Here is a 26166-nt window from a genome sequence, read left to right on the forward strand (position 1 = left end):
CCGCCGTGACCGTCACCCCCCACACCGCCCTGATCGGATTCGACGCCCTCAAGTCGTTCATCTCAGTAGCGCGTGATGAATACGAGGCCTGTACCCCGCAGGAACCACCCTCCTGTTTCGCCCTCCTGCTCGGCACCGTCGACGACGGTGTCGCGGCCGTCACCTCGGTCCAGTTCGCGACCAACGTCCGTGCCACCGACCCGATGGCGCTCGAAGAGTTCTCGAGCTCCATAGCGCCGTGCTTCGGAAGCGCCTACCGAAACCCCCGCCGGGGATTCTGGTGCAGCTCGAAGGATCTGATTCGTATTCACCGGCAGGCGGACCGTGACGGGGCCGAGATCCTGGGCTCCATCCATCTGCATCCCGACTGGCACCGGATCGGCCCACCCGAAGAGCGAGGGCTGCGAATAAGCGAGGAGCCGACACCGATGGACCGCTACATGTTCGACAACAGTCGGTACCCGGTGAACATGATCTGCTATCTGGAATCCGGCCCGCAGGGGGTTTCCGCCGCGCTCGCGGCCTGGGGCCCTCCTCCTGAGGACGAGGTCGCGGCGCCGTGCCCCCGCCTCCTTCTGAGGTTCAGCGTGTCCTGAGGAACGGCAGGCTCACCCCTCACCACCGGCGGGACTCCGCCCCGGTCACGCTCGCGGATGTGACCGGGGCGGGGCCGTCGGTCCACCCCTGGGTGAGTACCGCCGGGGCGGGGCCGTCGGGGCGGACGGCGGTGCTGCTGTAGGCGGCGCTGGTGGGGGTGGGGGAACAGCCCGGTCGGCGTGGTCGCGGTGGCCTCGCCCCCAATGGAGGCGGGGCCCGCGATTCGTCCTCGCGAGCCCCGCCCGGTATCACGCTGTCACCTGCACTGGCGGCCATGCTTGTTGCGGTTGGCGAGGGTGTGCCCCTCGGTGCTGCTGCGGCATTCCGATCAGGGGGTCACCGTCACGGTGATGGTCTCGGGGTTGGCACTGTTGTCCTGGTACACCGAGTCACCGCTGTAGACGGCGGTGATGGTGTGGGTGCCTGCCGTGCGGAAGGCGGTGACCGTCCCGGCGGCGGCGCACCTGCCGAGGGAGAGGGACAGGCGTCCGGTGCCGAGGGTCGTCCCGGTGGTGGTGTCGGTGAAGGTGACGGTTCCGGTGGGCCTGATCGTGGAGCCCGCGCCGGGGCAGACGATGTCGCTGAGCACGACCGGCGAGCCGATCCGGGTGCGCTGGGGCATCGCGCTCAGGGTCGTGGTGATCGGCTTGCCCACGGTGTAGCTGATGATCACCTGGCCGTTGTGGTTCGCCGTCCCGATCGTGGACAGCGCGGAGGACGTCCCGGTGCCCGACGGGGTCGCGAAGCTGCTCCCGCCACCGCCACCGCCGCCGCTTGCCAGGGTGCCGGTGTTGTTGACGGCACCGCTGCCGCCGCCCCCGCCGGCGAAGTACCCGCCGCCACCGCCGCCGCCCGCGCCGGTGGCAGTGGCGGCACAGCCGCCGTCGATCGCTCCGCCGTTGCCGCCGGTGCCGATCGTGGTACCGGCGAACCCGCCTCCCGGCCCACCCGCCGTGGCACTGCAGGGCACGGCGGCGCCGGCGGCCCCGCCCGCACCACCCGTGGTCGTGCTGGTGCTGCCGCCGCCCCCGCCGTGCCCTGCCGCGGCCCCGGGGCCGGTGGCGCTTCCCGTGGTACCGCCGGTGGCATCGGGCGTTGTCCCGCCGTTGCCCCCGTTGCCGCCCGTCAGGCTGCCTCCGGTGCCCCCGGCGGCACCGCCGCCCCCGGCGACCACCAGGAAGGAGCCCGCGCTGACGCTGGACGCCCCGCCCCCGCCCGGCCCTTCCGCCCGGAAACCGGTGACCGGGATGCCCCCGCCCGAAGCGCCGCCGTTGAACCCGCCGGCACCCCCCGTGCCCGTGCCGTTGCAGCCCTTGCCGCCGGTGCCGCCGACGTTGACGGTGACCGTCGTCGGGACGGTGGTCTGCGGGAGGATGGTGACGACCCGCGCCCCCGTTCCGCCCGTCCCCGTGACGGAACAGGAGGTGCCGGTGTTGTCGGCGCCGCCCGCGCCGTCGGCGGTGATCGTGACCACCGCCTGGGCCGGGATGGTGAGGCTCTGCGGCGCGCCGGTGTAGCCGAAGGTGAACACCGGGTCGGCTCCTCGGGTCCGCACCGGGGTGGTGGCCGGCGCGGACCCCGTTGCCGCGGCGGTCGCGGGGATCAGCCCGGTACCGGCCAGCGCCACGCACACCCCTGCCACGGCCCCGGCCCGCCACCACCGCGCACGAGCCTGGAGGCCTGCCTCTCCTCCGGCGACGGGATGTCCTGGGGCGCGGTGTCCGATCACTGGTGTCTCCCGGTGTGATGGCTTGAGGTGAGGCTTCGGGGTGCTGGATCACGCGACCCGTACGGCGGTGGACCCCTGGTCCGGAGCGTGATCGACAGGCACAGCGTGACAACCGGACGGCCCTTGTGCCCCGATTGCTCCGACAGCGGCGTGCCGCACACCATCGCACTGGGCGGCACACGAACTCTCCGCCCGGGGTTCGACGGCCGGAGTATGTCATCATGTGATGACATCGCATGATGACAACGGGTGGCACCTCCCATCGGACACGGCTGGATTCCGGGGACTTCCAGCCCCCGGTCCGACCACTCGATCTCCGACGAAAAGGACACCCCGATGGAGACCCTGTCGACGCGCCGTGAACGGGCCCTGGTGCCCGTCCTGGTGTTCCTCAGTGCAGTGGTGGCGGTGATCAGCAGTCTCGGCGCGCCGATGATCCCCACCATCGCGGCCGTCGACCACGTCTCGCTCTCCGAGGCCCAGTGGTCCCTGACCATCACCATGCTGGTCGGAGCGGTCACCACCCCGGTGCTCGGCCGTCTGGGCGACGGACCGCACCGCCGTACGGTCACCCTCACCGCCGCCGCCGTGGTGGTGCTCGGCAGCGTGCTGGCCGCGCTGCCGCTCGGCTTCGGCTGGCTGGTCGCGGGGCGCGCGCTGCAGGGGGTCGGGCTCGGACTCACCCCGCTGGCCATCGCCACCGCACGGGACAGCCTCGGCCCCGCGGCCTCCCGCTCGGCGGTCGCGCTCCTGTCCATCACCACCGTCGCCGGCGTCGGCCTCGGCTACCCGATCACCGGCCTGATCGCCGAATCCTTCGGCATCCACGCGGGCTTCTGGTTCGGCGCCGTGATCAGCGCCCTGGCCCTGCTGCTGGCCGCCCTGGTGCTGCCCCCGACCACGGACCGCGAGAGGCGCCCGCTGGACGTGCCCGGCGCGGTGCTGCTCGGCCTGGCCCTGGTCGGCCTCCTGCTCGTGCTCAGCGAGGGCGAGACCTGGGGCTGGGACAGCGCACGGCTGCGGACGGTGGCGGTCCTCTCGCTCCTGCTGCTGGCCGGCTGGCTGTGGCACGAGCTGCGCACCGCCCACCCGCTGGTCGACCTGCGCGCGCTGCGCAACCCCGTCGTCCTGACCGCGGACGTGGCCGGGCTGGTCGCCGGCGTCGGGATGTACTTGCTGATGTCACTGGTGATCCGCTACGTCCAGACCCCGACCTCCGCCGGCTACGGCCTCGGCGCCTCGGTCGTGGTCGCCGGCCTCGTCCTGCTGCCGTTCTCGGCGGCCAGCCTGCTGTCCAGCAAGGTGGTCCCCGGGCTCGCCCGGCGCACCTCCTCCGCCCTGGTGCTCCCGCTGGGCTGCGCGGTCTCGCTGGTGTCGGTGCTGCTCTTCCTGTCCGCCCGCGACCGCCTCTGGGAGCTCATGGTGGTGATGGCGATCGCCGGACTCGGCGTCGGCTGCACCTTCGCCGTGATGCCGGGGCTGATCGTCAACGCGGTGCCGGCCCACGAGGTCGGCAGCTCGGTCAGCTTCAACCAGGTGCTGCGCTACGTCGGCTACTCCACCGGCAGCGCGCTGTGCGGCGCCGTGCTCCAGGCGCACACCGCGCCGGGACGGCAGCTGCCCACCGACAGCGGCTACCGGGACGCGGCGCTGATCGGCTGCGCGGTGTGGGTGGTGATCGGCCTGGCTACGATCGTCCTGCCGCGGCTCGGTGCCGCGACCGGCTCCCGGAGGGGTGCGCGCGTGGACGAGGGGCTGATCGTGGAAGAGAGCATCGACGACATGGTTGTCGGCGGGAGCGAGGCACCCGTCCTGCGGGCCGGGGCCGAGCGGTGAGCGACGCCACCCCCGAAGCCGACGCCACCCCCGAAGCCGGCGCAGCCCCCGAGGCCGGCGGGTCCGCCGAGGCCCGCGGGTCCGCCGCCGCGACCGGCAACGGACCGGGGCCCGCGGCACCCCGGCGCCGCGACGCCGCCCGCAGCCGGGAACTCCTGATCCGGGCGGCGACGGAACTCTTCGCCGAGCGTGGATTCGAACGCACCACCATCCGGGAGATCGGCGACCGGGCCGGCGTCGATCCGGCGCTGATCGCCCGGTACTTCGGCGGGAAGACGCAGCTCTACCTGGCCGCCGTCCAGATGGAGCTGGGCGACACGGCACCGGCCGACCTCCTGGAGGAGGACCGGCTGCGCGGCCTGCTGGAACGCTTCTCCCGGCGCGGCCCCGGCCCGACCTTCCAGGCCGCGGTGCTGCCCGGCGACAACACCGAGGTGCAGCGGGCAGCGCGCACCTACCTCCACGAGCGGCTGGTGCAGCCGCTGCAGGACCGCTTCACCGCCGAACGGGCCGACCGGCCGCGGCTGCGGGCCGAACTGGCGGCGGCGGCCTTCGCCGGGATCGTCCTGGCCCGCACCAGCGGCGCGTTCGACGAACTCGCCGAGGCCGACTCCGAGGACCTGCTCCCCCTCCTGCACGACCTGCTGGCCGCGAGCCGGCCCGCCCGGTAGACCGTCCGCCGCTCCGGACCCCGCCGCTCCGGACTCCGCCGCTCCCCCGCCGCTCCGAACCCCGCCGTGGACGGCCTGCCGGGCCGCCGCGACAGGCGGTCCGGCGGTCGGCCTGTCGGTGGGCCTCGCTACTGTTCCTTCCCTGATCAAACGTGTCGAGGAGAGGGGCGGAGCTGTGCGGCGCTGGGAGTTCGTCGAGGGCGGCTCGGACAAGTTCTGGGAGGCCGCGGTCGACGGTGCCGCGGTGACCGTTCGCTACGGCCGGTCCGGCACCGCCGGGCGGGAGCAGAGCAAGGAGTTCCCGACCGCGGAGGCCGCGCAGGCGCACTTCGCCAGGACGGTCGCCGAGAAGGAGCGCAAGGGCTACCGGGAGACCACGGCCGGCGCGGCGCCCGTCCCGCAGCCCGTCGCCCGGCCCGTCGCGTCGACCCCGCAGACCCCGCCGACCCCGCAGGCCCCGCAGGCCGCCGCCCCCGAGCCGCCGGACGCCCCGGTCGACGAGGACGCCTTCGTCCTGCCGGAGGTCTGGCGGAGGGCCCTGGTCCCCCGCCGGGGCGGCGTCTCCCGCCCGCGGGCCGCCGCGGTGAGGAACGCGGTGGACGAGTACCACGCCTCGCTGAGGCGGATGGACGACTGGCTGGAGCAGGCGCTCACCTCCGACCGCAGCGACGCGGACCTGGTGGAGGCCGCCCGCGCCCACCGCTCCGGCAGCCGGAACCCGGTCGGCGCGGCGGTGCTGGCCGCGGTGTTCGCGGTCTCCGCCGACAACAAGGTCCGGACGGCCGCCGACGCCTGGGTGGCGGAGTTCGGCCTGCCGTTCGCGGCCAGGGCCACCGCCGAGCTGTTCGGGGTGGCCGTCAAGACCGATTGGAACGGCTCACGCGCCGTGAACCCGCGCGTCCGGCGCGCGGCCGCCCGGACGGTGGCGGCGTACCGCCCCGCCGCGGATCGCGTCCGGTCGCTGCTGGCGGCGTGCGACGAGGAGACCCACCGCACGGCGGTCGAGGCCCTGGCCGGATGCCGGACCGAGCTGACCCGCCTGGTGGCGGCGGCGTACCTGGTGCCGTCCGAGTCCGACTGGGCCGAGGAGTGCGCGACGTCGGGCGCGCGGCTGGGCGCGGCCGAGTGGTCGATGCTGCTGTGCTCGCTCTCCTCGTCCGAGCCGCTGGAGAAGCTCCCACAGCTGCCGAACCTGGGCTGGGACGGCTGGTCCACCGAGCTGATCGCGACCGTGGCGGAGGGTCTCGGGGGCGACGCCGCACCGCTGCTGCTGCACGCTCTGGCCAGCGACCACCTCTACAGCGACAAGCAGAAGCAGCTGCTGAACGCGATCGCCGAGCTTCCCTCCGACCAGGGCTTCCGGGGGCTGCTGGCCCATCAGGAGAACGGCAAGGCGGCCCGTGGAGCCCTGGTGGCAGCCATGCGCCGTTTCCCCCGGCGTGCGCTGCGCCTCCTCGCGGAGGCAGCGGCCGCGTCCGCCGATCCGGCCGCGCAGCGGCTCGCCCGTCAGCTCCTCACCGCCCACGTCGCCGCCCACCGCGCGACCGCGATCGAGCTGCTGCCGGAGCTGACGCCGGAGCAGGCAGCCGTGGTCGGGCCGCTCACCGATCCGGGCGACCGGGTGCCGGACGTCCCGGCCGGTTCGCTGCCGGAGCTGTTCACCAGCCCGCCGTGGACCCGGCCGCGCTCCACGGCCAAGCCCCGCGTGCTGACCGGCCTCACCGCGCCGCAGGAGACGCAGCTGCGGTGGCTGCCGGGTGAGCGGGAGGCGTGGGCGGTCTCCGAGTCCTGGTACGCGAACTGGTCGAACGCCGACTGGCAGCGGATCGCCGGCACGATGCGGGCCGCGGACGGGCAGTCCGGCGCCGCACGGCACCGCTCCAACCGGAACGAGGAACTGGCGCTGTTCGCGTACGGCGACGAGCAGCTGGGCCGGCCGCTGATCGCGCAGTGGCGGGGCGAGGAGTACATCTGGGACGCCACGGGCGCGCTGCGCCGGGTCGCCGCCCGCTTCGGGCCGGACGCGCTCGGGCCGATACGGGCCGCCGCGCTGCAGAGCCCGGCCGCGCACGCGGCGCTGCTGCTGCCGTACCTGGACGTCCGGGTGGCCGAGACGATGGCGGACTGGCTGGTGCGTCTCAAGTCGGCCGGGGACACCGCCCGTTCCTGGTTCGTCCGGCACGGCGTGGACGCGGCCCGGCTGCTGGTTCCGGCCGCGGTCGGGAAGGCCGGAGCGGCCCGGCGCAACGCCGAGCACGCCCTGCGGCTGATCGCTGCCGCGCACGGCGCCCCGGCGGTGGACGCGGTGGCCGGCGAGTACGGGCCGCAGGCGCAGGAGGTGGTGGGCGCGCTGCTGTCGGCCGACCCGCTGGTGAACCTGCTGCCGGCGAAGCTGCCCCAGCTCGGCGACTGGGCCGAGCCGATGATGCTGCCGCAGCTGCTGGTGCGCGGCGGCGAGGGCGCGCTGCCCGCCGAGACGGTGCGGCACGTGCTCGCCATGCTCGCGCTGTCGAAGCCCGGCGCGTTCTACCCGGGCCTCGACCAGGTGGCGGAGGTGTGCGAGCCGCAGTCGCTGACGGCCTTCGGCTGGGCGGTGTTCGAGCAGTGGCGGATGGCCGGCATGCCGTCCGAGGACGGGTGGGCGCTGCACGCGCTCGGCCGGTTCGGTGACGACGGGACGGTCCGCCGGCTGACGCCGGTGCTCCGGGCGTGGCCGGGCGAGGGGGCGCACCACCGTGCGGTGGACGGCCTGGAGGTGCTGGCCGCGATCGGCACCGACGTCGCCCTGTTGCACCTGCACGGCATCGCACAGCGGGTGAAGTTCAAGGCGCTCAAGGCGCGGGCGCAGGAGAAGATCGCCGAGGTGGCGGCCGGGCTCGGCCTGTCCGGGGAGCAGCTGTCGGACCGTCTGGTGCCGGACTTCGGGCTGGAGGCCGACGGGACCACCGTCGTCGACTATGGCAGCCGGACGTTCACGGTCGGCTTCGACGAGCAGCTCAAGCCGTACGTTCGTGACGCGGACGGCGCCCGCCGCAAGGATCTTCCGGTCCCCGGGGTGCGGGACGACGCCGAGCTGGCGCCCGCCGAGCGCAAGCGTTTCGCCGCGCTGAAGAAGGACGTGCGCACGGTGGCGGGGGACCAGATCCGCCGCCTGGAGGACGCGATGGTCACCCAACGCTCATGGACGGCGGAGGAGTTCGACCAGCTGTTCGTCGGGCATCCGCTGCTGTGGCACCTGGTGCGCCGGCTGGTGTGGCTGGCCGAGACGGACGGCACGGTGACGGCGTTCCGGGTCGCCGAGGACCGCACCCTGGCGGACGTCGCGGACGAGGTGTTCGTGCTGCCCGCCGGGGCCTCCGTCCGGCTGGCCCACCCGCTCCTGCTCGGCGACGGCCTCGCCGACTGGTCGGAGCTGTTCGCCGACTACGAGATCCTGCAGCCGTTCCGCCAGCTCGGCCGCCCGGTCTACGCGCTGAGCGACGAGGAGCAGGCGGGTCACCGCCTGACCCGCTTCGAGAACGGTCCGGTGCTGCCCACCACCCGGCTGGTCGGCATGGAGCGGCGCGGCTGGCAGCGCGGCGAGCCGCAGGACGCGGGCGTGGAGCGCTGGCTGTCCCGCCGGGTCGGGCCGGACCGGTACGTGGTGCTCGCACCGGAGCACGGCATCGCGGTCGGCATGCACGACGTGTATCCCGAGCAGCAGGTGGAGACGGTGTGGCTCGACAGGCGCCCGGGCGACTACTGGAGGCGCGACCGGACCTTCCCGACCTTCGCCGAGCTCGACCCGGTGATCGCCTCCGAGGTGATCGCCGACCTGACCGAGCTGACCGAGCCGACCACGCCGTGACAGCGCACCACCTCACCGACAGCCACGCGAACCACCCCGGGAGGGCCGCCATGACCACCACCGCCGAGGAGCAGCTCCAGCGTCCGCCCGCCGAGATCCGGTACGCCGAGGAGCTGGCGGCCCTGCGCGCCGAGGACCGCGACCCGCGCCCGCCGGGCTGGGAGCTGAGCCTGCGCGCCGCCCGCCGGTTCATCGTCGGCGACGAGGCGGCCGGCGTCGACCGCAAGTTCGTCGGCGATCCGGCGCTGGTCGAGCGGGCCCTGGTGACCCTGGCCACCAACCGCGGCCTGCTGCTGGTCGGTGAGCCGGGCACCGCCAAGTCGCTGCTGTCGGAGCTGATCGCGGCGGCGGTCAGCGGTACCTCCCGGCTGACCGTGCAGGGCGGCGCGGCGACCACCGAGGACCAGATCAAGTACTCGTGGAACTACGCCCTGCTGGTCTCCGAGGGCCCCTCCACCCGCTCGCTGGTGCCCGCGCCGATGCTGCGCGGCATGGCCGACGGCCGGCTGGTCCGGTTCGAGGAGATCACCCGCTGCCCGCTGGAGGTGCAGGACTCGCTGCTGTCCCTGCTCTCCGAGCGCGTGGTGGCGATCCCCGAACTGGACGGGCCGGAGGGGATGGTCTTCGCCAAGCAGGGCTTCAACGTGATCGCCACCGCCAACACCCGCGACCGCGGGGTGAACGAGATGAGCGCGGCGCTCAAGCGCCGGTTCAACTTCGAGACGGTCTTCCCGATCCCCGACCTGGACACCGAACTCGCCCTGGTGGAGGCCGAGTCCGCACACCTGCTGCGCCGCTCCGGGGTGGCCGCCGCACCCGACCGGGACCTGCTGGAGGTCCTCGTCACCACGTTCCGCGAGCTGCGGGCCGGTGAGGGCGGTGACCGCCTGTCCGCGGTGATGAGCACCGCGGAGGCGGTCTCGGTCGCCCACGCGGTCGGACTGCGCGGCTGGTACCTTCGCGGCGAGGCCGGCAACGCGGCCGACCTGGTCGCCAGCCTGGCCGGCACCGCCGCCAAGGACAGTCCGGAGGACCTGGCCCGGCTGCGCCGCTACCTGGAGCAGCGGCTCCCGCGGCGGCGCGGCCCGCACTGGCACGCCGTGCACGAGGCCCGCCACCTGCTGGCCGGCTGATGCCCGCGGTCTTCCTCGGGGTCCGCCACCACTCCCCCGCCTGCGCGCGTCTGGTGGCGGACACCGTCCGACGGCTGCGGCCCGCGTACGTGCTCGTCGAGGGGCCGGCCGACCTCAACGGCCGCCTGGACGAGCTGGCCCTCGGCCACGAACTGCCGATCGCCGTGTTCAGCCACTACCGCGACACCGAGCGCACCGCCACCACCTGGACGCCGCTGTGCGACTACTCGCCCGAGTGGGTGGCGCTGCGGGAGGGCCGGGCGGCCGGCGCGGAGGTGCTCTTCGTCGACCTGCCGTCCTGGCACCCGGCGTTCGAACTGCGCGCCAACCGGTACGCCGACGCGGAGGCCCGGTACGCCGAGGCCACCGCCCGGCTGTGCGGACGCTTCGGCACCGGCTCGGTGGACGCCCTGTGGGACGGCCTGTTCGAGGTGGCGCCGGCGGACGGGCTCGCCGAGCGACTGGACGCCTACTTCGACCTGGTCCGCGGGGACGCCGAGGCGGACGAGGGCGACCGGGCCCGCGAGGCGTACATGGCGGCCTGGATCCGCGCTGTCCTGGCCGAGGCGGGAGCAGCGACCGTGCTGGTGGTCACCGGCGGCTTCCACACCCCCGCGCTCCGCACCCTCGCCGAGCGGCCCGCGGAGGTGCCCGGCCGGCCCGCGCTGCCGGCGCCGCGCCCCGGCGCGGTGTCCGGCAGTTACCTGGTGCCCTACTCGTTCCGGCAGCTGGACGCCTTCGCCGGCTACCAGTCGGGCATGCCCTCGCCCGCCTACTACCAGCGGCTGTGGGAGGACGGCCCCGAGGCCGCCGCCGACCACCTGCGGCAGTCCGTGGTGTCACGGCTGCGCGGGCGCCGCCACCCCGTCTCCACGGCCGACCTGGTCGCCGCCACCGCGCTCACCGGCGGCCTGGCCGCGCTGCGCGGCCACCCGGTGCCGGCCCGTACCGACGTGCTCGACGGCCTGGCCGGCGCACTGGTCAAGGACGACCTGACCCAGCCGCTGCCCTGGTCGGAGCGCACCCCGTTGGCGCCCGGCAGCCACCCGGTGGTGGTCGAGATGGTCGCCGCGTGCAGCGGCTCCCGCACCGGGCGGCTGCACCCGGACACCCCGGCCCCGCCGCTGGTCCACGACACCGCCGCCCGGCTCGCCGCGATCGGGGCCACCGGCACCCGCCCGCTGACCTGCGACCTCACCACCGAGGACGGTCTGACGGCCAGCCGCACCCTGCACCGGCTGCGCGTCCTCGGCGTGCCCGGCCGCCACCGCACCGCCGGACCCGCCCACGGCGCCGACCCGGTCACCACCGAACGCTGGGAAGCCGGACCGGACACCGGCCGCGACGCCGCCCTGATCGAGGCGGGCGCGTACGGCGCCACCCTCGACGAGGCCGCCGCCACTGTCCTCGCCGAGCGGGCCCGTACCACCGGGCCCACGGACACCGAACTCGCCGCCCTGCTCCTCGACACCGTGCTGTGCGGCGCCACCGCCCTCACCGACCGCCTCCTGACCGCGCTCACCGCCGTCCTCGCCCGCCACCCCGACCCGGGTGCCCTCGGCTCCGTCCTCGCCACCGCGCTCGGCCTGTGGCGGCACGACCGGGTGTACGGCACCGCCCGCAGCCCGCTGCTGGCCGCCGTCATCGACGGCGCCGTCGCCCGCGTCCTGTGGCTGGTCGAGGGCGCGCACGGCCGCTCCGGCACCGATCCGGCGCGCCTCGCGGCCCTCGCCGCCGTCCGCGACGCGCTGTGCCACGCCCCCGATCTGCTCACGGTCACCCCCGAGGACGCCGCCGCCCTCGCCCTCCGCATCGCCCGCGACCCGCACGCCCCCGCCGACCTGCGCGGCGGCGCCCACGGCCTGCACCTCGCCCTCACCCCCACGGCCGATCCCGACCTCGCCTCCGCCGCCCTGCGCGCCGCGGGCGACCCCGGCGCGCTCGGCGACTGGCTGGCCGGCCTGTTCGCACTCGCCCGGGAGGAGGTCACCGCCGACGCGGGCGACGGCTCCCTGCTGGCCGCCGTGGACTCCGTCCTCGCCGAGCTCACCGACGCCGGGTTCCTCATCGCCCTCCCCGCCCTGCGTCAGGCCTTCGCCTGGTTCCCGCCGCGCGAGCGCGAGCGGATCGCCCGCCGTCTGATCGAGCGTCGCGGCCTGCGCGGCTCCGCCCGCGGCCTGCTCCGCACCACCGCCGACCCCGTGCGCCTGGCCGCCGCCCGCGCCCTGGAGGAGAACGTGACCGCCCTGCTCGACCGCCACGGCCTGCGGAGCGCCCGGTGACCGCGCCCGAGCCCACCCCCGCGACGGCACCCGACCCCGCCCTGGAGCGCTGGCGCCTGGTCCTCGGTTCCCCCGCCGAGCCCTGGACCGGCAGCCCGGGCGCCGACGGCGCCGCCCGCGACGCCGCCCTGGAGTGGCTGTCCGGCCGCGACGAGGACCTCGACCGCCGCGGCATCCGCGGCGCCGGCCGGGAACCGTCCCGGGTCACCGCGGTCGACTGGCTGGACGACATCCACCGGCTCTTCCCGCGCGAGACGATCGAGCGCCTGGAGCGCGACGCCGTCGAGCAGTACGGCATCGACGAGATCGTCACCGACCCGACCGTCCTGGAGCGGGTCGAGCCGAGCGCCGCCCTGCTGCGCGCCGTGCTCCGCACCAAGCACCTGATGAACGAGCAGCTGCTCGGCCAGGCCCGCCGCATCGTGGCCGCGGTGGTCCGGCAGCTGATGGAACGCCTCACCCCGGAGCTGCGCCAGGCGTTCACCGGCGCCCGGTCCGCCCGACCGAGCCGCCGCCCGCTCGCCCGCGACTTCGACTTCCGCCGCACCGTCCGGGCCAATCTCGGCCGCTACCGTCCCGCCGAGCGGCGGATCCTGATCGAACGCCCGCACTTCCACTCCCGCACCCGCCGGCACCTGGAGCAGTGGCAGCTGATCCTGCTCGTCGACCAGTCCGGTTCCATGGTCGGCTCGGTGATCCACTCCGCGGTCACCGCGGCCTGCCTGTGGAGCCTTCCCGGCCTCAAGACCCATCTGGTCGCCTTCGACACCCAGGTGGTGGACCTCACCTCCGACGTCACCGACCCGGTGGAGCTGCTGATGCGGGTCCAGCTCGGCGGCGGCACCGACATCGCCCGGGCCGTCGACTACGCGGCCGGACTGGTGGAGAACCCGCGGCGCACCGTCCTCGCGGTGGTCAGCGACTTCTACGAGGGCGGCGACCGGTACCGGCTGCTGCGCACCGTCCGCTCGCTGACCGGGCAGGGCGCCACCGTGCTCGGACTCGCCGCGTTGGACGAGGAGGCCGCCCCCGCGTACGACCGCGAGCTGGCCGGGCAGCTCGCGGACGCCGGCGCGCACGTGGGCGCGATGACGCCGGGAATGCTCGCCGAGTTCGTCGCCGAGCGGCTCGGCCGATGACCGCCGCGACGCGGGCCGATCTGCTCGCCCTGGACACCGACACGCTCGCCGCACTCGCCAACCGCGGCCTGGTGAAACGCGCCGCCCGCGAGGTCGCCGCGGGCGACGGGCCGGTGCCCGGCCTCGACCTCGACGGCACGCTCCGCGGCACCTGCCCGGACGGCAACTCCGTCGTCCTGCCGCCCGGCACCGGGCTGGACGGTGGCAGCTGCACCTGCGGCGCCCCGGGCGTGTGCCGCCACCGGATCGCCCTGGTCCTCGCCCATCAGCACGCCGCCGCCGACGCCCCGCCGGGTCCTGACCCCGGCCCCGCCGCTTCCGGCACACCCGGCGCGCCCGGCACCCCCGCGCCCGCCCCCGCGTGGTCCCCCGGCGCGCTGGACGACGAGGCGCTGACCACCGCCGTCGGCGCCCGCGCCGTGGCCGCCGCCCGCCGGACGCTGGAGCGCGGTTATGCCGCGCGGCTGCACCACGCGCGCCCGGACGATCCGCAGCCGGTCGCCGAACTGGCCTCCTGCACCGTCCGGTTCCCCGTCCCCGGCGAGCTGGGCTTCGCGGTGACCGACGCCGCGCAGGACCGCCGCGGCGAGATGATCGCCCTCGCGGTCTGGGCCTTCCGGGCGGCCGACGGCCGCCCGGCCGTCACCCTCGGCGGCCGTCCCGAGCCCGATGCGGGCATCCCGCCGGTCCTGGACGCCGCCCTCGGTCTCGCCCGCGAACTGCTGCTCGACGGCGCCGTGCACGCCGGGCCGGTCCTCACCGCCGATCTCCACCGGGTGCGCGACGAACTCGCCGACCGTTCCCTGCACTGGCCGGCCGGCCTGATCGCCGACCTGATCGGCCAGCTCGACGCGTACGCCGCCCGGTCCGCCGACCACCGGCCCGAGGAGCTGGCCCTGCTGCTGGCCGAGCTCCACGCCCGTCACCGCGCCGCCGCCCGCCCCGGCGCGTCCCGGTCGGAGGTACTCGGTGTCCGGGAGAGCGCCGAGACCCCACTGCGCCGGATCCGCCTGACCGCGCTGGGCTGCCGGATCCGCGGCACCGCGACGACCCGGTCCGCCGAGGTCTACCTCGCCCACCCCGCCGCCGGCACCGTCCTGGTGCTCCGCCGCAGCTGGGACGTCCCGGCCGACGGCCGTCCGCCGACCGGGCACTCGCTGGCCGCCCGCCGGATCGCCGGCCACCGCCTCGACGCCCTCGCCGCCGGCAACGTGGTCAGCGAAAGCGCCGTCCGCAGCGCCGCGCGTGAACTCCGCCTCGGCCGCGGCCGGACCGCCGCCACCACCGTCACCCCGGTCGGCGGCGCCTGGAGCGACCTGCCCGCCCCGCTGCTGCTCACCGACCTCGACGCCCACCTGCGCACCCTGGAGGGCCGGCCGCCGCGGCTGATCCGGCCCCGCATCGCCGCCGAGTCCCTGCACGTGGTGCGGCTCTCCGCCGTCGAGGGGGTCCGGTACGACGCCGCCGAGCAGCGCCTGGAGGCCGCGGTCCGCGACGCCGCTGGCAACCCGGCCACCCTCGCCGCCACCTACGACCCGGCCTGCCCCGGCTCCCTCGACGCGCTCGCCGCGGCGCTCGGATCCGGCGCCGTCACCCACGTCAGCGCCACCCTCCGACGGGCGGCGGGCCGCACCGTCCTGGAGCCCGTCGCACTCCTCGCGGGCGACACCGTCGTCGTCCCCGACCTCGCTCCCGGCACCGCGTCCACCGCCCTCGCCCCCGCCGCGCCGCCGTCGGCCGACCCCGTCGCCGCGGACCTCGCCGAGGCGCTCGCCGCCCTCGTCGACACCGCCCACCGCGGCCTGCGCCACCCGGACGGCCCCACCCTGACCCGCCTGGACCGCACCGCCGCCCGGCTGGACCGCGGCGGCCTGGCCACCACCGCCGGGCTCCTGCGCGCCCTCGCCCACGCCGTGCGCGCGGGCGACCCGGACACCGCCGCCCGCACCTGGTCGGACGCGGCCGTCCGGCTCGCCGTCACCGTCGAGGCACACCGGGAGACCGCCGGCCGCCCCTGAGCACCTTCGCCGAGGACGCCCCCGAGGTACGCACCGGACTTCGCACTACCCCCGGGCCCTCCACAGCCTGCGAGTCGAAGGCCGGTGCGCCCGGTTGAGGAGTAGGGTTGTCCGAGCCGCTCGGTCCAGCCAGTCGTAGGTGTGCATCCGGATGTCCTGGGAAAACGTGATCCGGCGCCGCAGCGCACCCGCCCGGGTGCAAGCCTTGCCCTGGATCATGGATAAGCCCCCCCACCGGTCACCTGATGCGACTCCAACTCGTGTGGGCCGCCTTCTGGTCAACCTTGCGGCAGCGGTCATGACGGGCAGGTCCTGGCACTCCCGCAACCTCGGCCGCACTGTTCACGCGGGCCGGGCGGCGAGTGTCCGGTCCAGGAAGCCGACGGAGCGCTCGATGAGCGTGTCGACGTCGGGGTAGCCCTCAAAACAATGGCCTGCGCCGATGGCGGGGAGAAGTTCGGCCGACACGCCTTGGGCTCGCCAGGCGGCGACCAGGGCCTCGCTGGCACCGAACGGCACGTTTCGGTCGAGGCTGCCGTGGACGCAGAACAGCGGCGGCGCCTGAGGGTGGACCTGGTAAACGGGGCTACCGAGGCGGGCGATGTCAGGGACGTCAGCAGGCAGACCGCCGAACAACGGGATCGCGGGATCGTCGGGTGCGGGTGGACCGTCGGGGAAGGTGAGGTCCGTTGGACCGTACCAGTCGACGACGGCCCGTACGGCTGGGCGAGGATCGTCGCCACGCGTCGCGGCGAGAGCGGTCAGGACAGCGAGATGGGCGCCCGCGGAGTCACCGAAGAGCGCGAACCGCTTGCCGTCGAGGCCGGCTCGGGGCGCGATCGAGTGGACCCAATCGATCGCTGCCCGGATGTCGTGGAGCTGGGCGGGATAGACCGCTTCGCTGCTCAGCCTGTAGTCCACGTCGGCAACGGCGTAGCCCCGAGCCAGCAGCCTTCCGTGCAGGTCCGAGGTCTTTCCTGCCGGCGGGCGGTCCCGGCGTGATCCTTCCCGCCAGGCGCCACCGTGGATCCAGAAGACGACGGGGTGCGGGCCCTCACCGTCGGGAACGTGGAGGTCGCATTCCAGCGGCCGATATCCCATGAACCGCGCCACGGTGAGGTCGCGGTACTCGGTGACGCCGTCCGCAGTACGGCCAAAGGCTCGTGGACGGTCGGGTTCGGGGTGCATGAGTTTCTCCCAAAATGCTTTTCTCAGGCCCGAGTTGGTGAATACTGCAGTGGTGTCGAATGGTCTGCGCGGGCGTTCCGTACTGGTCTACGACTGCAGCTCCTGGTCGGGCTACCTGCTTCAGCGACTGCTGCCGAGGGCTACCAGGATCCCCGCCTGGCGCGGGCAGAGCTCTGCCGAGGTGCTGTCGGCCGTGACTGTCGCTCGGACCGGGATGCGGACGGTCGTGGTCTTCCACGTCGATCTGACCTTCGCCGACGAAGTGCCGGTGGGGAGGCGGGCCCTGACCGAGGAACTCGGTCGTCGTGGGCTGACACTGGTGAACCATCAGGTCATCGACATCTCCAAGCGCAGCCTCCAGCGCAGTTGCGCGAAGCTCGGCCTGCCGACCACGGCGGCCAGGAGGTACGGGCCGCCGGACGAGCTGGTCATGGTCAAGACCGACCGGAACTACGGCGGCGTGCCCGAACTCATGGCCGAGCGGCGCGCGGACGGTGCGGACGTGGGCCCGGGGAAAGGCGCCCCGGAGCCGCCCGAGTACACCGTGGCGAGGCGCTGCGACCTCGACGACGCGGTATGGAGTCGGCCCGACCTGTTCGTCGAAACCTATGTGTCGAACCGGCGCGGGCTGATCTACCGGGCGATCGTGGTCGGCGCCGCCACCGCGTTCATGATGTACCGGAGCAGCCGGCGGGTGGCCCGGGTACCTGCGGACCACACGCTTGTGGTTGCCCCGGAGCGGGTTCCGGATGCCGTACGGTCGGCCGTGGCACGGCTCGCGGCGCACTGCGGGATCCGCTTCGGCGCGTTCGACGTGCTTCACGATGACAACGACCGAGCCTTCGTCATCGACTTCAACTCGACGCCGTTCTGGGGCGGGACGGAGCTGGGCAAGCTGACAGACCTGTCCCGCAGCTGGCCCTGAGCGGTCCCGGCGCCGACCGCCGGTCACGGTAGGAGGTCCAGCACGTAGAGGCCGGCCTCGCCGGTGACGCAGAGGCGGGAGGCCGTCGCCCAGGCACAGGACCGGACCGGCTGGCCGACCCGCAGGACCGCTTCGCAGACTCCGCTGCGCACATCCCAGACCCGCACGGTCCCGTTGGTGCTGGTGCCGGCGACCCAACGGTCGTCCGGGGAGACCGCGCAGCCCCACACCGGTCCGTCGCCCGTCAGGGTACGGCGCAACGAGCCGGTCTCGACCTCCCAGATCCGTACTGTCCGGTCGAAGCCCGCGGAGGCCAGCCAGCTGCCGTCGCCGGAGAATGCGCAGTCGTTGACCCGGGCTGAATGCCCGGCCAGGACGCGGAGCTGGGTGCCCGTGGCGACGTCCCAGAGCCGGACGAGCTGGTCCGAGCCGGCCGAGGCCAGATTTCGGCCGTCGGGGGTGACAGCGCAGCCGAACAACTCGCCGAGGTCGCCTTCCAGGACGGAGCGGAGCCGGCCGCCCGGAAGGTCCCAGAGGCGGAGGGTGGCGTCGGAGGCGGCCGACACCAGCCAGCTGCCGTCCGTCGCGATGGCGCACCGGTTCACCTGGCCGGCATGGCCGCGCAGGGTGGCGAGGGGAGCCGCGCCGTTCTCGGCCCACAGTTGCACCAGGCCGTCCGCGCCGCCGGACGCCACGAGGCCGCCGTCCGGGGCCACCGCGCAGCAGCGGACCCAGCCTCTGTGGCCCTGCCGGGTCAGGGTGGCCACTCCGGTCGCGACGTCCCAGGTGGACACGGTGCCATCGGTGTTGGCGGCGATGATCCGGCTGCCGTCGGCTGTGGCGGCGCAATCCCGGACGGAGGTAGCCGGCCGGCGGATCGTGCCGGCGCGGTCGGGGTCGTGGCCGCGGTCGGGCTCCTCCTGCCCGGCCCGGGTGGGCCCCGCGGTGCGGGTGGCTCGCCCGGGCCCGGTGGGTTCTTCGCCGCCGGTGCCGTGCCCGGTATCGACCGGCGCCAGGTGCCAGACCCGTACCATGCCGTCTGATCCTGCGGCGGCTGTTCGGGCACCGTCGGGCGTGATCGCGCAGCCGTTCGCGCCGCCGGTGTCCCCGATGAAGGTCGCTTCGAGCCTGGCCTCGGCAACGTTCCAGAGGCAGACGGCCCGGTCCGCCCCGGCGGACACCAGCCGTTCGCCGTCCGGGGAGACGGCACAGCCATTCGCCCAGTCGTCGTGGCCGGCGAGGACGGCTCGTCCGGTGCCGGAGGGCAGGTTCCACAGCCGAACAGTGCCGTCGGTGCCGGTGGAGGCAAGCCAGGTCCCATCGGGCGCAACAGCACAGCCCGTGACCGCACCCTGATGACCGACCAGGACACCCCGCTCAGTACCCGAGGGCAGGTTCCACAGCCGAACGGTACCGTCGGTGCCGGTGGAGGCAAGCCAGGTCCCATCGGGCGCAACAGCACAGCCCGTGACCGCACCCTGATGACCGACCAGGACACCCCGCTCAGTACCCGAGGGCAGGCTCCACAGCCGAACGGTACCGTCGGTGCCGGTGGAGGCAAGCCAGGTCCCATCGGGCGCAACAGCACAGCCCGTGACCGCACCCTGATGACCGACCAGGACACCCCGCTCAGTACCCGAGGGCAGGTTCCACAGCCGAACAGTGCCGTCGTCGTGGGCCGAAGCCAGGATGGTGCCGTTCGGGTCGGCGGCGCAGCCCCAGGCCCAGCCCGGCCGGCCGTGAAGCACTGCGTCCAGGGAACCGGAGTCGGTGTTCCAGACGCGGATCGTGTGGTCGAGCCCGGCGGAGACAAGTCGGCCGTCAAGCAGGAAGATGCAGGCGCGGACGGAGCCGGTATGGCCCTCCAGGGTCCGGTGGAGCAGTGGATCCGGCCGGTCGGGGAGGCGCCAGTACGGGGTCAGCAGCCGGCGAGGGGTCTCGCGCGCGGCGGCGGCCAGGTGCACGCCCGGGACGGTGCCGTGCAGCCGGGACAGCAGGGTGTCGGTGATGCTGGGGTCGAGCGGCACCAGCAGGTGTGCGGCCTGGCCGACGGCCCGACGGATCCCACGCGCGATCGGGCCCTTGGCCAGGGACAGGTCGCGGTCGGCTGCGACCGGCCCGTATCGTTCGATCCGGGCGGTCAACCATCGCGGGTCGCAGACGAGTTCGGTCAGCTCGGCGGAGCTGTCCGCCTCGGCCAGGTGGTAACTGAGATTCCGCCACACGTAGTCGGCCTCGGGTGGGAGCCGCCACCACGCGGAACGGGGGTTAGGGCCGGCCGCCGGCGGGTCGAGCAGGGTGCGGGCTCCGTCCAGCAAAGCCCGGTTGAGTTCGATCAGTCGAGACTCGCCGAGCCGGTGGCGCAGGAAGCCGCGGAAGACGTCGTGCAGCCGCAGGGCGGGCCCGCGCTGCCAACTCCCGGTGGCCAGGCGCAGTGAGACCAGTTTGACGCGCAGCCGCTCGGCGGCCCTACGGTCCAGGCTGCCGGTGGATTGCCACAGGAGCGCGAGGACGCTCCCGGGGATATCGGTGTCCTCAGGGAAGACTCCCAGGTCGAAGTAGCGTCGTTGTTCGTCGGGGTCCAGCAGGTCAAGGCTCGCTTGAAGGCTCACTGCCACTGCGCGTTCTCTGCTCCGCAGGTCGTCCAGGTCCAGCGCGGTCGGTCCGTCGACCGCCAACTGTTCCAGTACCCACGATCCGGCCTCCGCCACCGTCGCGCCCTGGCGCCGGTATTCCAGGACAGCCGCGTTCGCCAGGCCGAGCAGGACGGGCCAGCGGCCGGTGAGTGCCACCAGCCGGTGGACGGTGCGCGTCGGCATGTCGGTGAGACTTTCCGTCAGGGTGCGGACGGCCTCGTCGTGCTTCATCGGTTCGACCGGGATCGCGTGTGCGCTGTGCGGCAGGACGGCGCGGTTGCGGGTGGTGATCAGCCGTCGGCATCGGTGTCCGCCGAGCAGGAACGGCTTGAGCTGTTCGGCGTGCCACACGTCGTCGATGACGAACAGCGTGTCGGGCCGCTGGTCGAGTTGGGCACCGAGCCGGGCTCCGGCGAGTTCCGGGTCGGAGACGGCGGACGGGGCGCCGACCAGCAGCTCGTACAGGCCGTTGATCTTGTCGGCGAGTTCGGCACCCGCGATGTGCTGGCCCAGGGTGGTCCACAGCAGACCGCCGGGGAACCGCTCTCGGATCTCAGGGTCCGTGCGGCACAGGTGGGCCGCCATGGTGGTCTTGCCGAATCCGCCCGCGCCCTCCAATGCCGTGGTCAGGGCGACCAGTGCCGGGTCCGTCGCGGTCAGGGCGGAACGGAGGGTCTGAGCCAGCTCCGGGCGCTCGACCACCGGGCCGGTGGGCATCGGCGCCATCCAGAGCTGTCCTGTGGTGGGGGGCGGGGCACCACCGATCACCAGGGTGCCGATAACACCGGTGTTGCCGATGTTGATGCCGCCGGCGTTGCGCAGAACGACGCCGCCGGTCGGTCCGATGCTGTCACCCATTCCCGACCACCCTGCCCACCCGGTCCGTCGGGACGGTTCAGGACGTCGGTCCGCGGCCTTCGACGTTCAGCCTGATGTCCCCGGTGACCCCTGTGTTGGCGAAGTTCACCCCGGACCTGTTGGCCATGAACACTGCCCCGGAGCCGACAGCCTGGCCGGACCGGGGCAGTCCGACCGGGAACGTCTCCGCGGCCTGCTGGACCAGATTCCGGAGGTCCTCGGCAACGTCCGGCCGCTCCTCCAGCAGGTCCGCCAGCCGGGTGCACCAGGTCGCCAACAGGGCCTCCCGAACCTGCTCCTGGTGCTCTTCGTCGGCCTGTTCCAACTGGGCGGCCGTGTCGTCGAGCCGATGGGCGGCGACCTGGTCACGCTGCGGGTCGCCGCGCCCGATGAGGCGGAGGAAGCCGGACCGGATGGCCTGCCAGGCATCTGTGGTGGCGGCGTCGACCAGGGCCTGGGCAGCGGATGAAGCCAGCGGGATGATCAGATCGGCGTCCATGGATTCCCCCTCTGAGTCGCTCGACTATCACACAGAGCTACCACGGCTTCAAGGGGGCGCGGACCTCCTTCGGGGGACTTGCGGACCCACCACGGCTCGGGCACTGTTTCTGCTGTGTTCGCAGCCGGGGACGAGACCCTGACCGGAACGTGGCTGGGCGATGACCGCGCCCTCTATTTTCTCCGCCAACTGGCCGGAACCCTCTGGTGGGTGGGACTCAGCGCCGATACCCCGCAAGGCGCCGGGGAGTTCCATCTCGGCCTGCGGTTCGCCAACGTCTACCGGGGGCGGATCCTCGGTCCGTCCGTGCTGGGTGCTTGGGTGGACACGCCTCGCGGGGACGTTCCGCAGCACGGCTCGATGGACCTCTCCGTGGAGTCCGCTGGTCAACTCAGGCGGCTGCGGGAGGTCGGCGGCTTCGGCTGCGCGTCCTGGCGGCGGGTCGAGCCGCCTTTGACACTGAGCACGGGGGCGGCGGCGATCCGGCCCCATCCGCTGCCACGCGCCGAGTCCGTAGTGGCCTACGGGACGGTGACTCGCGGCCTGGCCACCGCCACCGAAACCCCGTCCGCTGCCTCCGCCGACGACCTGTCCTTCACCATCGGGCTCGACCGCCCTCCGGAAACGTCGGACCCCGGAGGGCCGGCCGACGGCGGCCGGCGGAACACGCCACCCGGCACCACCGCAACAGAGCTGGAGTGCGTCATCCTGGCCGGCACAGGGTCGGCCGAACTCCCCGGCTGGCGGCAACGCGACGGGAACAGCGTGCTTCTGAACGGCCGTCCGCTCAACGGCTACGTGTCGACCGAGCCGGACGGAACGGCGCTTCTGCGCGACCATCGACTCGCGCCCGGCACCCGGGTACGGGTCTGCGGACTGATGGACCGGACACCCGTCGACCCCGGACAGCCGGCCCCCGCCGTCCTGCGCCCCGTCCACTCCATCGACGTCGTCCAACCGGTGGCCCGGGGCAACCTCAGCGGGATCTGGACCTCCGACGACGGCGGCACCTACTACGTACGGCACCTCGGCGACACCGTCTGGTGGCTCGGCATGAGCCACGACCGGGGACACACCTTCACCAACGTGCTGAGCGGAATCGTCATCGTGTCGGGCACGGACCTCGCGATCCACGGGGAGTCGGTGGATGTACCGCTCGGCACCAGACGGGAGGGCGGTCCGATCATGCTGCGCTCGACCGATCCCATGACGCTCACCCCGGAGCACGGCACAGCCCCGCAGTGGACGAAGATCTCCGACTCCCTCGGCCGCTGACCGGCCGGGGCGTCATGGCGTGAAGGGGGAGCGCGAAATGGCCCTGAAGGTTGTCTCGGTCCTGGGCGGCCGGCCACACCTCGTCAAATGTTCGGTCGTACACCAGGCATTCAACCGGCCAGACGTCCGACACGACACCGTGGAATGCCGGCTCGGGCCACTCAGCGACTCCCCGCAAACCAGCTCGGAGTTCCGGCTGCCGACACCCCTGGCGCTGATCCACGAAGACAGCCCCGGGCGACTGGCCGGCCGACTGCGCTCGGCGATGGCGGCGGCCCGGCCCGAGGTGGTCCTGCTCTACGGCGACCTCGATGTCACCCTGCTCGCCCTCGGCGTGGCCAATCGCCTCGGGGTGCCGACCGTGCACGTCGAGTCGGGGTACCGCACCGGGGACATAGCCGACCGTGAGGAGTTCACGCGCGTCGCGGTCAGCCACGGCGTCGCGCACCGGGTGGTCTTCACCAAGAGCATGGAGGCCAACCTGCGGGCGGAGGGGATCGAACCCCACACCATCTCGCACTTTGGCAACCCTGTGGTGCACGCCCTCGCGGACCGGCTCGCCGAGTCACAGGGATATGCGCCGCGGCCGCCGGACGGCCCGGAGCGGGGGCTGGTGCTGTTCCACCGGGAGGAGACGGTCCTCGATCGGAACCGGCTGACCCGGGTGATCGACCACATCGAGGCGCTGTCGGCACGCTTCGCCCTCACCGTGGTGCTGTTCAGACGCACCGATCAACAGCTCCGAGCTCTCGGGATCCGCGCCCGACTCGACCGCGTCGCGGCCACGGCGCCCACCGTCCGGCTCACCCCGACCCTGCGGCACGCCGAGTACGTCGGCGAGCTGAACCGCGCGTCCTTCGTACTCACCGACTCCTCCACCGTCCAGGACGAGTGCGCCTTCCTGCGCATCCCGTGCTTCGTCCTGCGTCGGACCAGTCCACGCGCCGCGGACTTTCCCCCGACGACCATGCTGGTCAACCACTGTGAACCGGCCGAGCTGGCCGCCCTGGTGACTGCGGCCGTCCGAAACGAGCCGCCGGCCCCACCGGACGTGGAACGGCTTGGGCCTGCCTACGACGCCAGCTTTGCGGACCTGTTGCACAGATTGACGCACCCCCAGCAGGTCGCGGTCTGACAAACCATCACCTGTCTCGGGCGGGGCGACGACCGGACCGAAGGGCAGAGTTTCCGCGCATGCCCACCTTGTTGCGGGTCAGAGCCTGGCGTGGGTGCCGATGTCGGTGTGGAAGGCCTCGACCATGGCGGCCGTCACCGTCGGGCGGCTCGCGCCGATCGCGGCGAGGTGGTCCGCGGTGGTCGCCCCCGGTACGGCGTCGTCGCGCTCGAACGCGGTCTGCGCCGCCAGGCGCGCGGCGTGCTCGATGTCGGCGGGGGAGAAGTGCTCGCTCGCGGCCACCAGCGCGGGAACGTCCACGTCGAGGCGGTCGGTGCCGAGCGCGTAGCGCGACCAGATCGCGGCGCGGGCGTCCGGGTCGGGGGTGCCGATCGGGATGACGTAGTCGAACCGGCCGGTGCGCAGGAACGCCGGGTCGAGCGAGCGGACGGAGTTGGTCGCGCAGACCAGCAGTCGGCCGTCACGCTCGCGGAAGCCGGGGATCAGCTTGAGCAGTTCGTTGGTCACGCCGTGCATCGTCCCCGTCCGGCCGGCCTCGCCGCGTACGGGGGCGATCTCCTCCACCTCGTCGATGAAGACCAGCACCCGCTCCAGCTCGCCGATCCGGGCGAAGGCGCTGCGCAGCGCCGCGGCGAGGTTGCCCTCGTCGGCGAGCCGGGAGGGCAGCAGTTCGACGAACGGCCAGCCCAGGCGGGACGCGATGGCCCGGGCGAAGGTCGTCTTGCCGGTGCCGGGCGGCCCGAACAGGGTGATCGCGCGTGGCGGCCGGACCCCGTGCCGGGCCGCCCGCTCGGGCTCCGCGAGCGGCAGCACGACCCTGCGCTCGATCAGCTCCTTCTCGGCGGCCATTCCGGCCACCCGGTCCCACAGGTCGCCGCTCAGCACCCGCCCGCCGAGTTCGTCCAGCGTGCCGGCCGCGGAGCCCGCGGCGGGCTCGGTCTTCTCGAAGTACGCGGCGGCGGGCCGCCGTTCGTAGCCGGCGTTGTGCAGTCCCTCACCGAGCAGTTCCTCCTCCGGCAGCACATAGGCGATCCGCCGCACGCGTGCCTCGACCAGCCGTCGCTCCAGTTCCCGCAGGAGCGCGCTGGCCAGGCCCCGCCCGCGCCACGCCGGGGCGATCGCCACCCGCATCACCCACGCCCGCTCCCCGGCCACCTGCGCGAGCGCGGCACCGATCGGCGTACCGTCGTGCACCGCGACGACGGCGGGCTGGCGCGCGGTCAGCGCGGCGATGCACTCGGCGAGCGAGAACACGGACTCCTGCCCGAGCCCGGCGGTGCTGTCGATCAGGTGGACGACGGCAGCCAGGTCGTCCTCCCGGTAGTCGTGGATCAGCCAGTTCACGTGCGTCGCTCCCTCGGGTCTCCGGTCGTGCCGGTTGCGGAGAACGTAGGCGCGCCGGGCCCGGCCCGTCGTGCGCCGCTCGGGACAACGCGGCGTGGACGAACCGTACGCGGCAGCGGGTTGCGCGCCGGGGCTCCGCGGGCCGTCGGCACTCGGGCCCGCCCGCGCTCGGCCGCGGCCCGTCGGTACTCGCACCCCGGCGCTCGGGCCCGGGGACGCTCAGGATCCGCCGCTCCCCCGGCGCCACGCGACGCCCGACCCGGCCCCCTCCCGGCCCCCGGTCCTACGCCGTCCGGCGCTCGACGCCGTCGAGCAGCAGGCCGAGCCCCAGCTCGAACCCGCGGTCGTCGAGGCCGGTCGCGCCGCCGCCGCGGGCGAAGGAGCCGTCCAGGGCGTCCGCGAGCGCCGGGTACTGCGGCCGGTACGCGGCCGGTGCGCGGGTGAAGCTGGCGGCGAAGGTCTCCATCGCGGAGCCGAGTACCAGGTAGTCCAGTGCCGCGGCGACCTCGGCCGCGTCCGCGGGGCCGAGGCCGGCCCGGCCGAGGAGGGCGAGCAGCGCCTCGTAGCCGCGCAGCGCGCTGGCCGCTTCGACGCGGCGGCGGGCGAGCAGGGCGACGGCGTTCGGGTGCCGCCGGAAGACCGCGCGGTAGCCGCGCGCGTACGCCGCGAGGCCGGCCCGCCAGTCGGGATCGCCCAGCGGCGCGTGGTCGATCTCGTCGTTGACCAACTCCGAGACGGTGTCGACCAGTTCGTCCTTGCCCCGGATGTGGTTGTAGAGCGACGCCGCCTTGACCCCGAGCCGCTCCGCCAGTGCCCGCATGGTCAGGCCGTCGGCGCCGTCCTCGTCCACGACCTGGAGCGCGGCGCGCGCGATCCGCTCGCGGGTCAGCACTGCCCTGCTCGGTCGGCCCACCGAAATCCCCTCTTCCGCTCTCCGCTTCCGGGAGCTATCGTGCCAGACCGAGAGCAGTTGCTAACAAAGTTAGTTTTATCAGGAGGGCGCAGCCCGTGGCCGAGAGCACCCCGGCCGGCGCCGACCAGGACCATGGAGGCA

The 26166-nt window shown here is 74.0% G+C and carries 17 protein-coding genes; 11 read left to right on the plus strand and 6 right to left on the minus strand.

Annotation, left to right across the window (positions count from 1 at the left end; genetic code table 11):
- Positions 1-5 precede the first annotated feature (5 nt).
- Complete coding sequence (locus ACFVUY_RS08290) at positions 6-596, plus strand: hypothetical protein (protein ID WP_387728260.1); 591 nt, start codon at positions 6-8, stop codon at positions 594-596.
- Positions 597-925: 329 nt separating this feature from the next.
- Here the strand turns inward: ACFVUY_RS08290 and ACFVUY_RS08295 are convergent, their stop codons facing one another.
- Positions 926-2224, minus strand: a complete 1299-nt coding sequence (locus ACFVUY_RS08295; RefSeq protein WP_387728262.1) for an Ig-like domain repeat protein — start codon at positions 2222-2224, stop codon at positions 926-928.
- 438 nt (positions 2225-2662) lie between these two features.
- Here ACFVUY_RS08295 and ACFVUY_RS08300 point away from each other — a divergent pair, with 438 nt between their 5' ends.
- The 7 genes from ACFVUY_RS08300 (at position 2663) to ACFVUY_RS08330 (ending at position 15252) form a co-directional block, all read left to right on the plus strand.
- Positions 2663-4162 carry an MFS transporter gene (locus ACFVUY_RS08300; RefSeq protein ID WP_387728264.1) on the plus strand — a complete coding sequence of 500 codons (1500 nt, stop codon included), beginning with the start codon at positions 2663-2665 and terminating at the stop codon, positions 4160-4162.
- Positions 4159-4833, plus strand: coding sequence for a helix-turn-helix domain-containing protein (locus tag ACFVUY_RS08305; protein WP_387728266.1), 675 nt, complete (start codon positions 4159-4161; stop codon positions 4831-4833). Before ACFVUY_RS08300 ends, ACFVUY_RS08305 begins: the two co-directional genes overlap by 4 nt.
- A gap of 175 nt (positions 4834-5008) precedes the next feature.
- Positions 5009-8680 carry a WGR and DUF4132 domain-containing protein gene (locus ACFVUY_RS08310; RefSeq protein WP_387728268.1) on the plus strand — a complete coding sequence of 1224 codons (3672 nt, stop codon included), beginning with the start codon at positions 5009-5011 and terminating at the stop codon, positions 8678-8680.
- Between the two features lie 50 nt (positions 8681-8730).
- Positions 8731-9813 (plus strand): AAA family ATPase, encoded by a 1083-nt coding sequence (locus tag ACFVUY_RS08315; RefSeq protein ID WP_387728270.1) that lies wholly within the window; start codon positions 8731-8733, stop codon positions 9811-9813.
- Complete coding sequence (locus ACFVUY_RS08320) at positions 9813-12095, plus strand: DUF5682 family protein (protein WP_387728271.1); 2283 nt, start codon at positions 9813-9815, stop codon at positions 12093-12095. The genes ACFVUY_RS08315 and ACFVUY_RS08320 overlap by 1 nt, the downstream gene beginning before the upstream one ends.
- Positions 12092-13234, plus strand: coding sequence for a VWA domain-containing protein (locus tag ACFVUY_RS08325; protein WP_387728273.1), 1143 nt, complete (start codon positions 12092-12094; stop codon positions 13232-13234). Before ACFVUY_RS08320 ends, ACFVUY_RS08325 begins: the two co-directional genes overlap by 4 nt.
- Positions 13231-15252 carry a hypothetical protein gene (locus ACFVUY_RS08330; RefSeq protein ID WP_387728275.1) on the plus strand — a complete coding sequence of 674 codons (2022 nt, stop codon included), beginning with the start codon at positions 13231-13233 and terminating at the stop codon, positions 15250-15252. Before ACFVUY_RS08325 ends, ACFVUY_RS08330 begins: the two co-directional genes overlap by 4 nt.
- 342 nt (positions 15253-15594) lie before the next feature.
- On the opposite strand, the gene ACFVUY_RS08335 is transcribed toward ACFVUY_RS08330, so the two are convergent.
- Positions 15595-16440 carry an alpha/beta hydrolase fold domain-containing protein gene (locus tag ACFVUY_RS08335; protein WP_387728277.1) on the minus strand — a complete coding sequence of 282 codons (846 nt, stop codon included), beginning with the start codon at positions 16438-16440 and terminating at the stop codon, positions 15595-15597.
- Between the two features lie 52 nt (positions 16441-16492).
- Here ACFVUY_RS08335 and ACFVUY_RS08340 point away from each other — a divergent pair, with 52 nt between their 5' ends.
- A complete protein-coding gene (locus ACFVUY_RS08340) occupies positions 16493-17365 on the plus strand; it encodes a hypothetical protein (protein WP_387728279.1) in 873 nt (290 codons plus the stop codon).
- A 23-nt stretch (positions 17366-17388) separates the two neighbouring features.
- Here ACFVUY_RS08340 and ACFVUY_RS08345 read toward each other — a convergent pair whose 3' ends face one another.
- Together ACFVUY_RS08345 and ACFVUY_RS08350 are read right to left on the minus strand one after the other, a co-directional pair.
- Positions 17389-20859: an NB-ARC domain-containing protein gene (locus tag ACFVUY_RS08345; RefSeq protein WP_387728281.1), complete on the minus strand. Its 3471-nt coding sequence runs from the start codon at positions 20857-20859 to the stop codon at positions 17389-17391.
- 37 nt (positions 20860-20896) lie between these two features.
- On the minus strand, positions 20897-21358 hold the full coding sequence (locus ACFVUY_RS08350) for a hypothetical protein (protein WP_387728283.1): 462 nt from the start codon (positions 21356-21358) through the stop codon (positions 20897-20899).
- 114 nt (positions 21359-21472) lie between these two features.
- Here ACFVUY_RS08350 and ACFVUY_RS08355 point away from each other — a divergent pair, with 114 nt between their 5' ends.
- Positions 21473-22633, plus strand: a complete 1161-nt coding sequence (locus ACFVUY_RS08355; RefSeq protein ID WP_387728285.1) for a hypothetical protein — start codon at positions 21473-21475, stop codon at positions 22631-22633.
- Positions 22634-22772: 139 nt separating this feature from the next.
- Positions 22773-23768, plus strand: coding sequence for a UDP-N-acetylglucosamine 2-epimerase (locus tag ACFVUY_RS08360; protein WP_387728287.1), 996 nt, complete (start codon positions 22773-22775; stop codon positions 23766-23768).
- Between the two features lie 78 nt (positions 23769-23846).
- Here the strand turns inward: ACFVUY_RS08360 and ACFVUY_RS08365 are convergent, their stop codons facing one another.
- Positions 23847-25112 carry an ATP-binding protein gene (locus ACFVUY_RS08365; protein ID WP_387728289.1) on the minus strand — a complete coding sequence of 422 codons (1266 nt, stop codon included), beginning with the start codon at positions 25110-25112 and terminating at the stop codon, positions 23847-23849.
- 283 nt (positions 25113-25395) lie between these two features.
- Positions 25396-26025, minus strand: coding sequence for a TetR/AcrR family transcriptional regulator (locus tag ACFVUY_RS08370; RefSeq protein ID WP_387694149.1), 630 nt, complete (start codon positions 26023-26025; stop codon positions 25396-25398).
- Positions 26026-26166 lie beyond the last annotated feature (141 nt).

This window comes from Kitasatospora sp. NPDC058063, assembly GCF_042885395.1.
Taxonomy (GTDB): domain Bacteria; phylum Actinomycetota; class Actinomycetes; order Streptomycetales; family Streptomycetaceae; genus Kitasatospora; species Kitasatospora lactacystinica.

Coding starts and splice junctions, on each gene's coding strand:
- ACFVUY_RS08315 (WP_387728270.1), top strand. CDS start 8,731: ATGACCACCACCGCCGAGGAGCAGCTCCAGCGTCCGCCCGCCGAGATC.
- ACFVUY_RS08320 (WP_387728271.1), top strand. CDS start 9,813: ATGCCCGCGGTCTTCCTCGGGGTCCGCCACCACTCCCCCGCCTGCGCG.
- ACFVUY_RS08335 (WP_387728277.1), bottom strand. CDS start 16,440: ATGCACCCCGAACCCGACCGTCCACGAGCCTTTGGCCGTACTGCGGAC.
- ACFVUY_RS08300 (WP_387728264.1), top strand. CDS start 2,663: ATGGAGACCCTGTCGACGCGCCGTGAACGGGCCCTGGTGCCCGTCCTG.
- ACFVUY_RS08345 (WP_387728281.1), bottom strand. CDS start 20,859: ATGGGTGACAGCATCGGACCGACCGGCGGCGTCGTTCTGCGCAACGCC.
- ACFVUY_RS08330 (WP_387728275.1), top strand. CDS start 13,231: ATGACCGCCGCGACGCGGGCCGATCTGCTCGCCCTGGACACCGACACG.
- ACFVUY_RS08350 (WP_387728283.1), bottom strand. CDS start 21,358: ATGGACGCCGATCTGATCATCCCGCTGGCTTCATCCGCTGCCCAGGCC.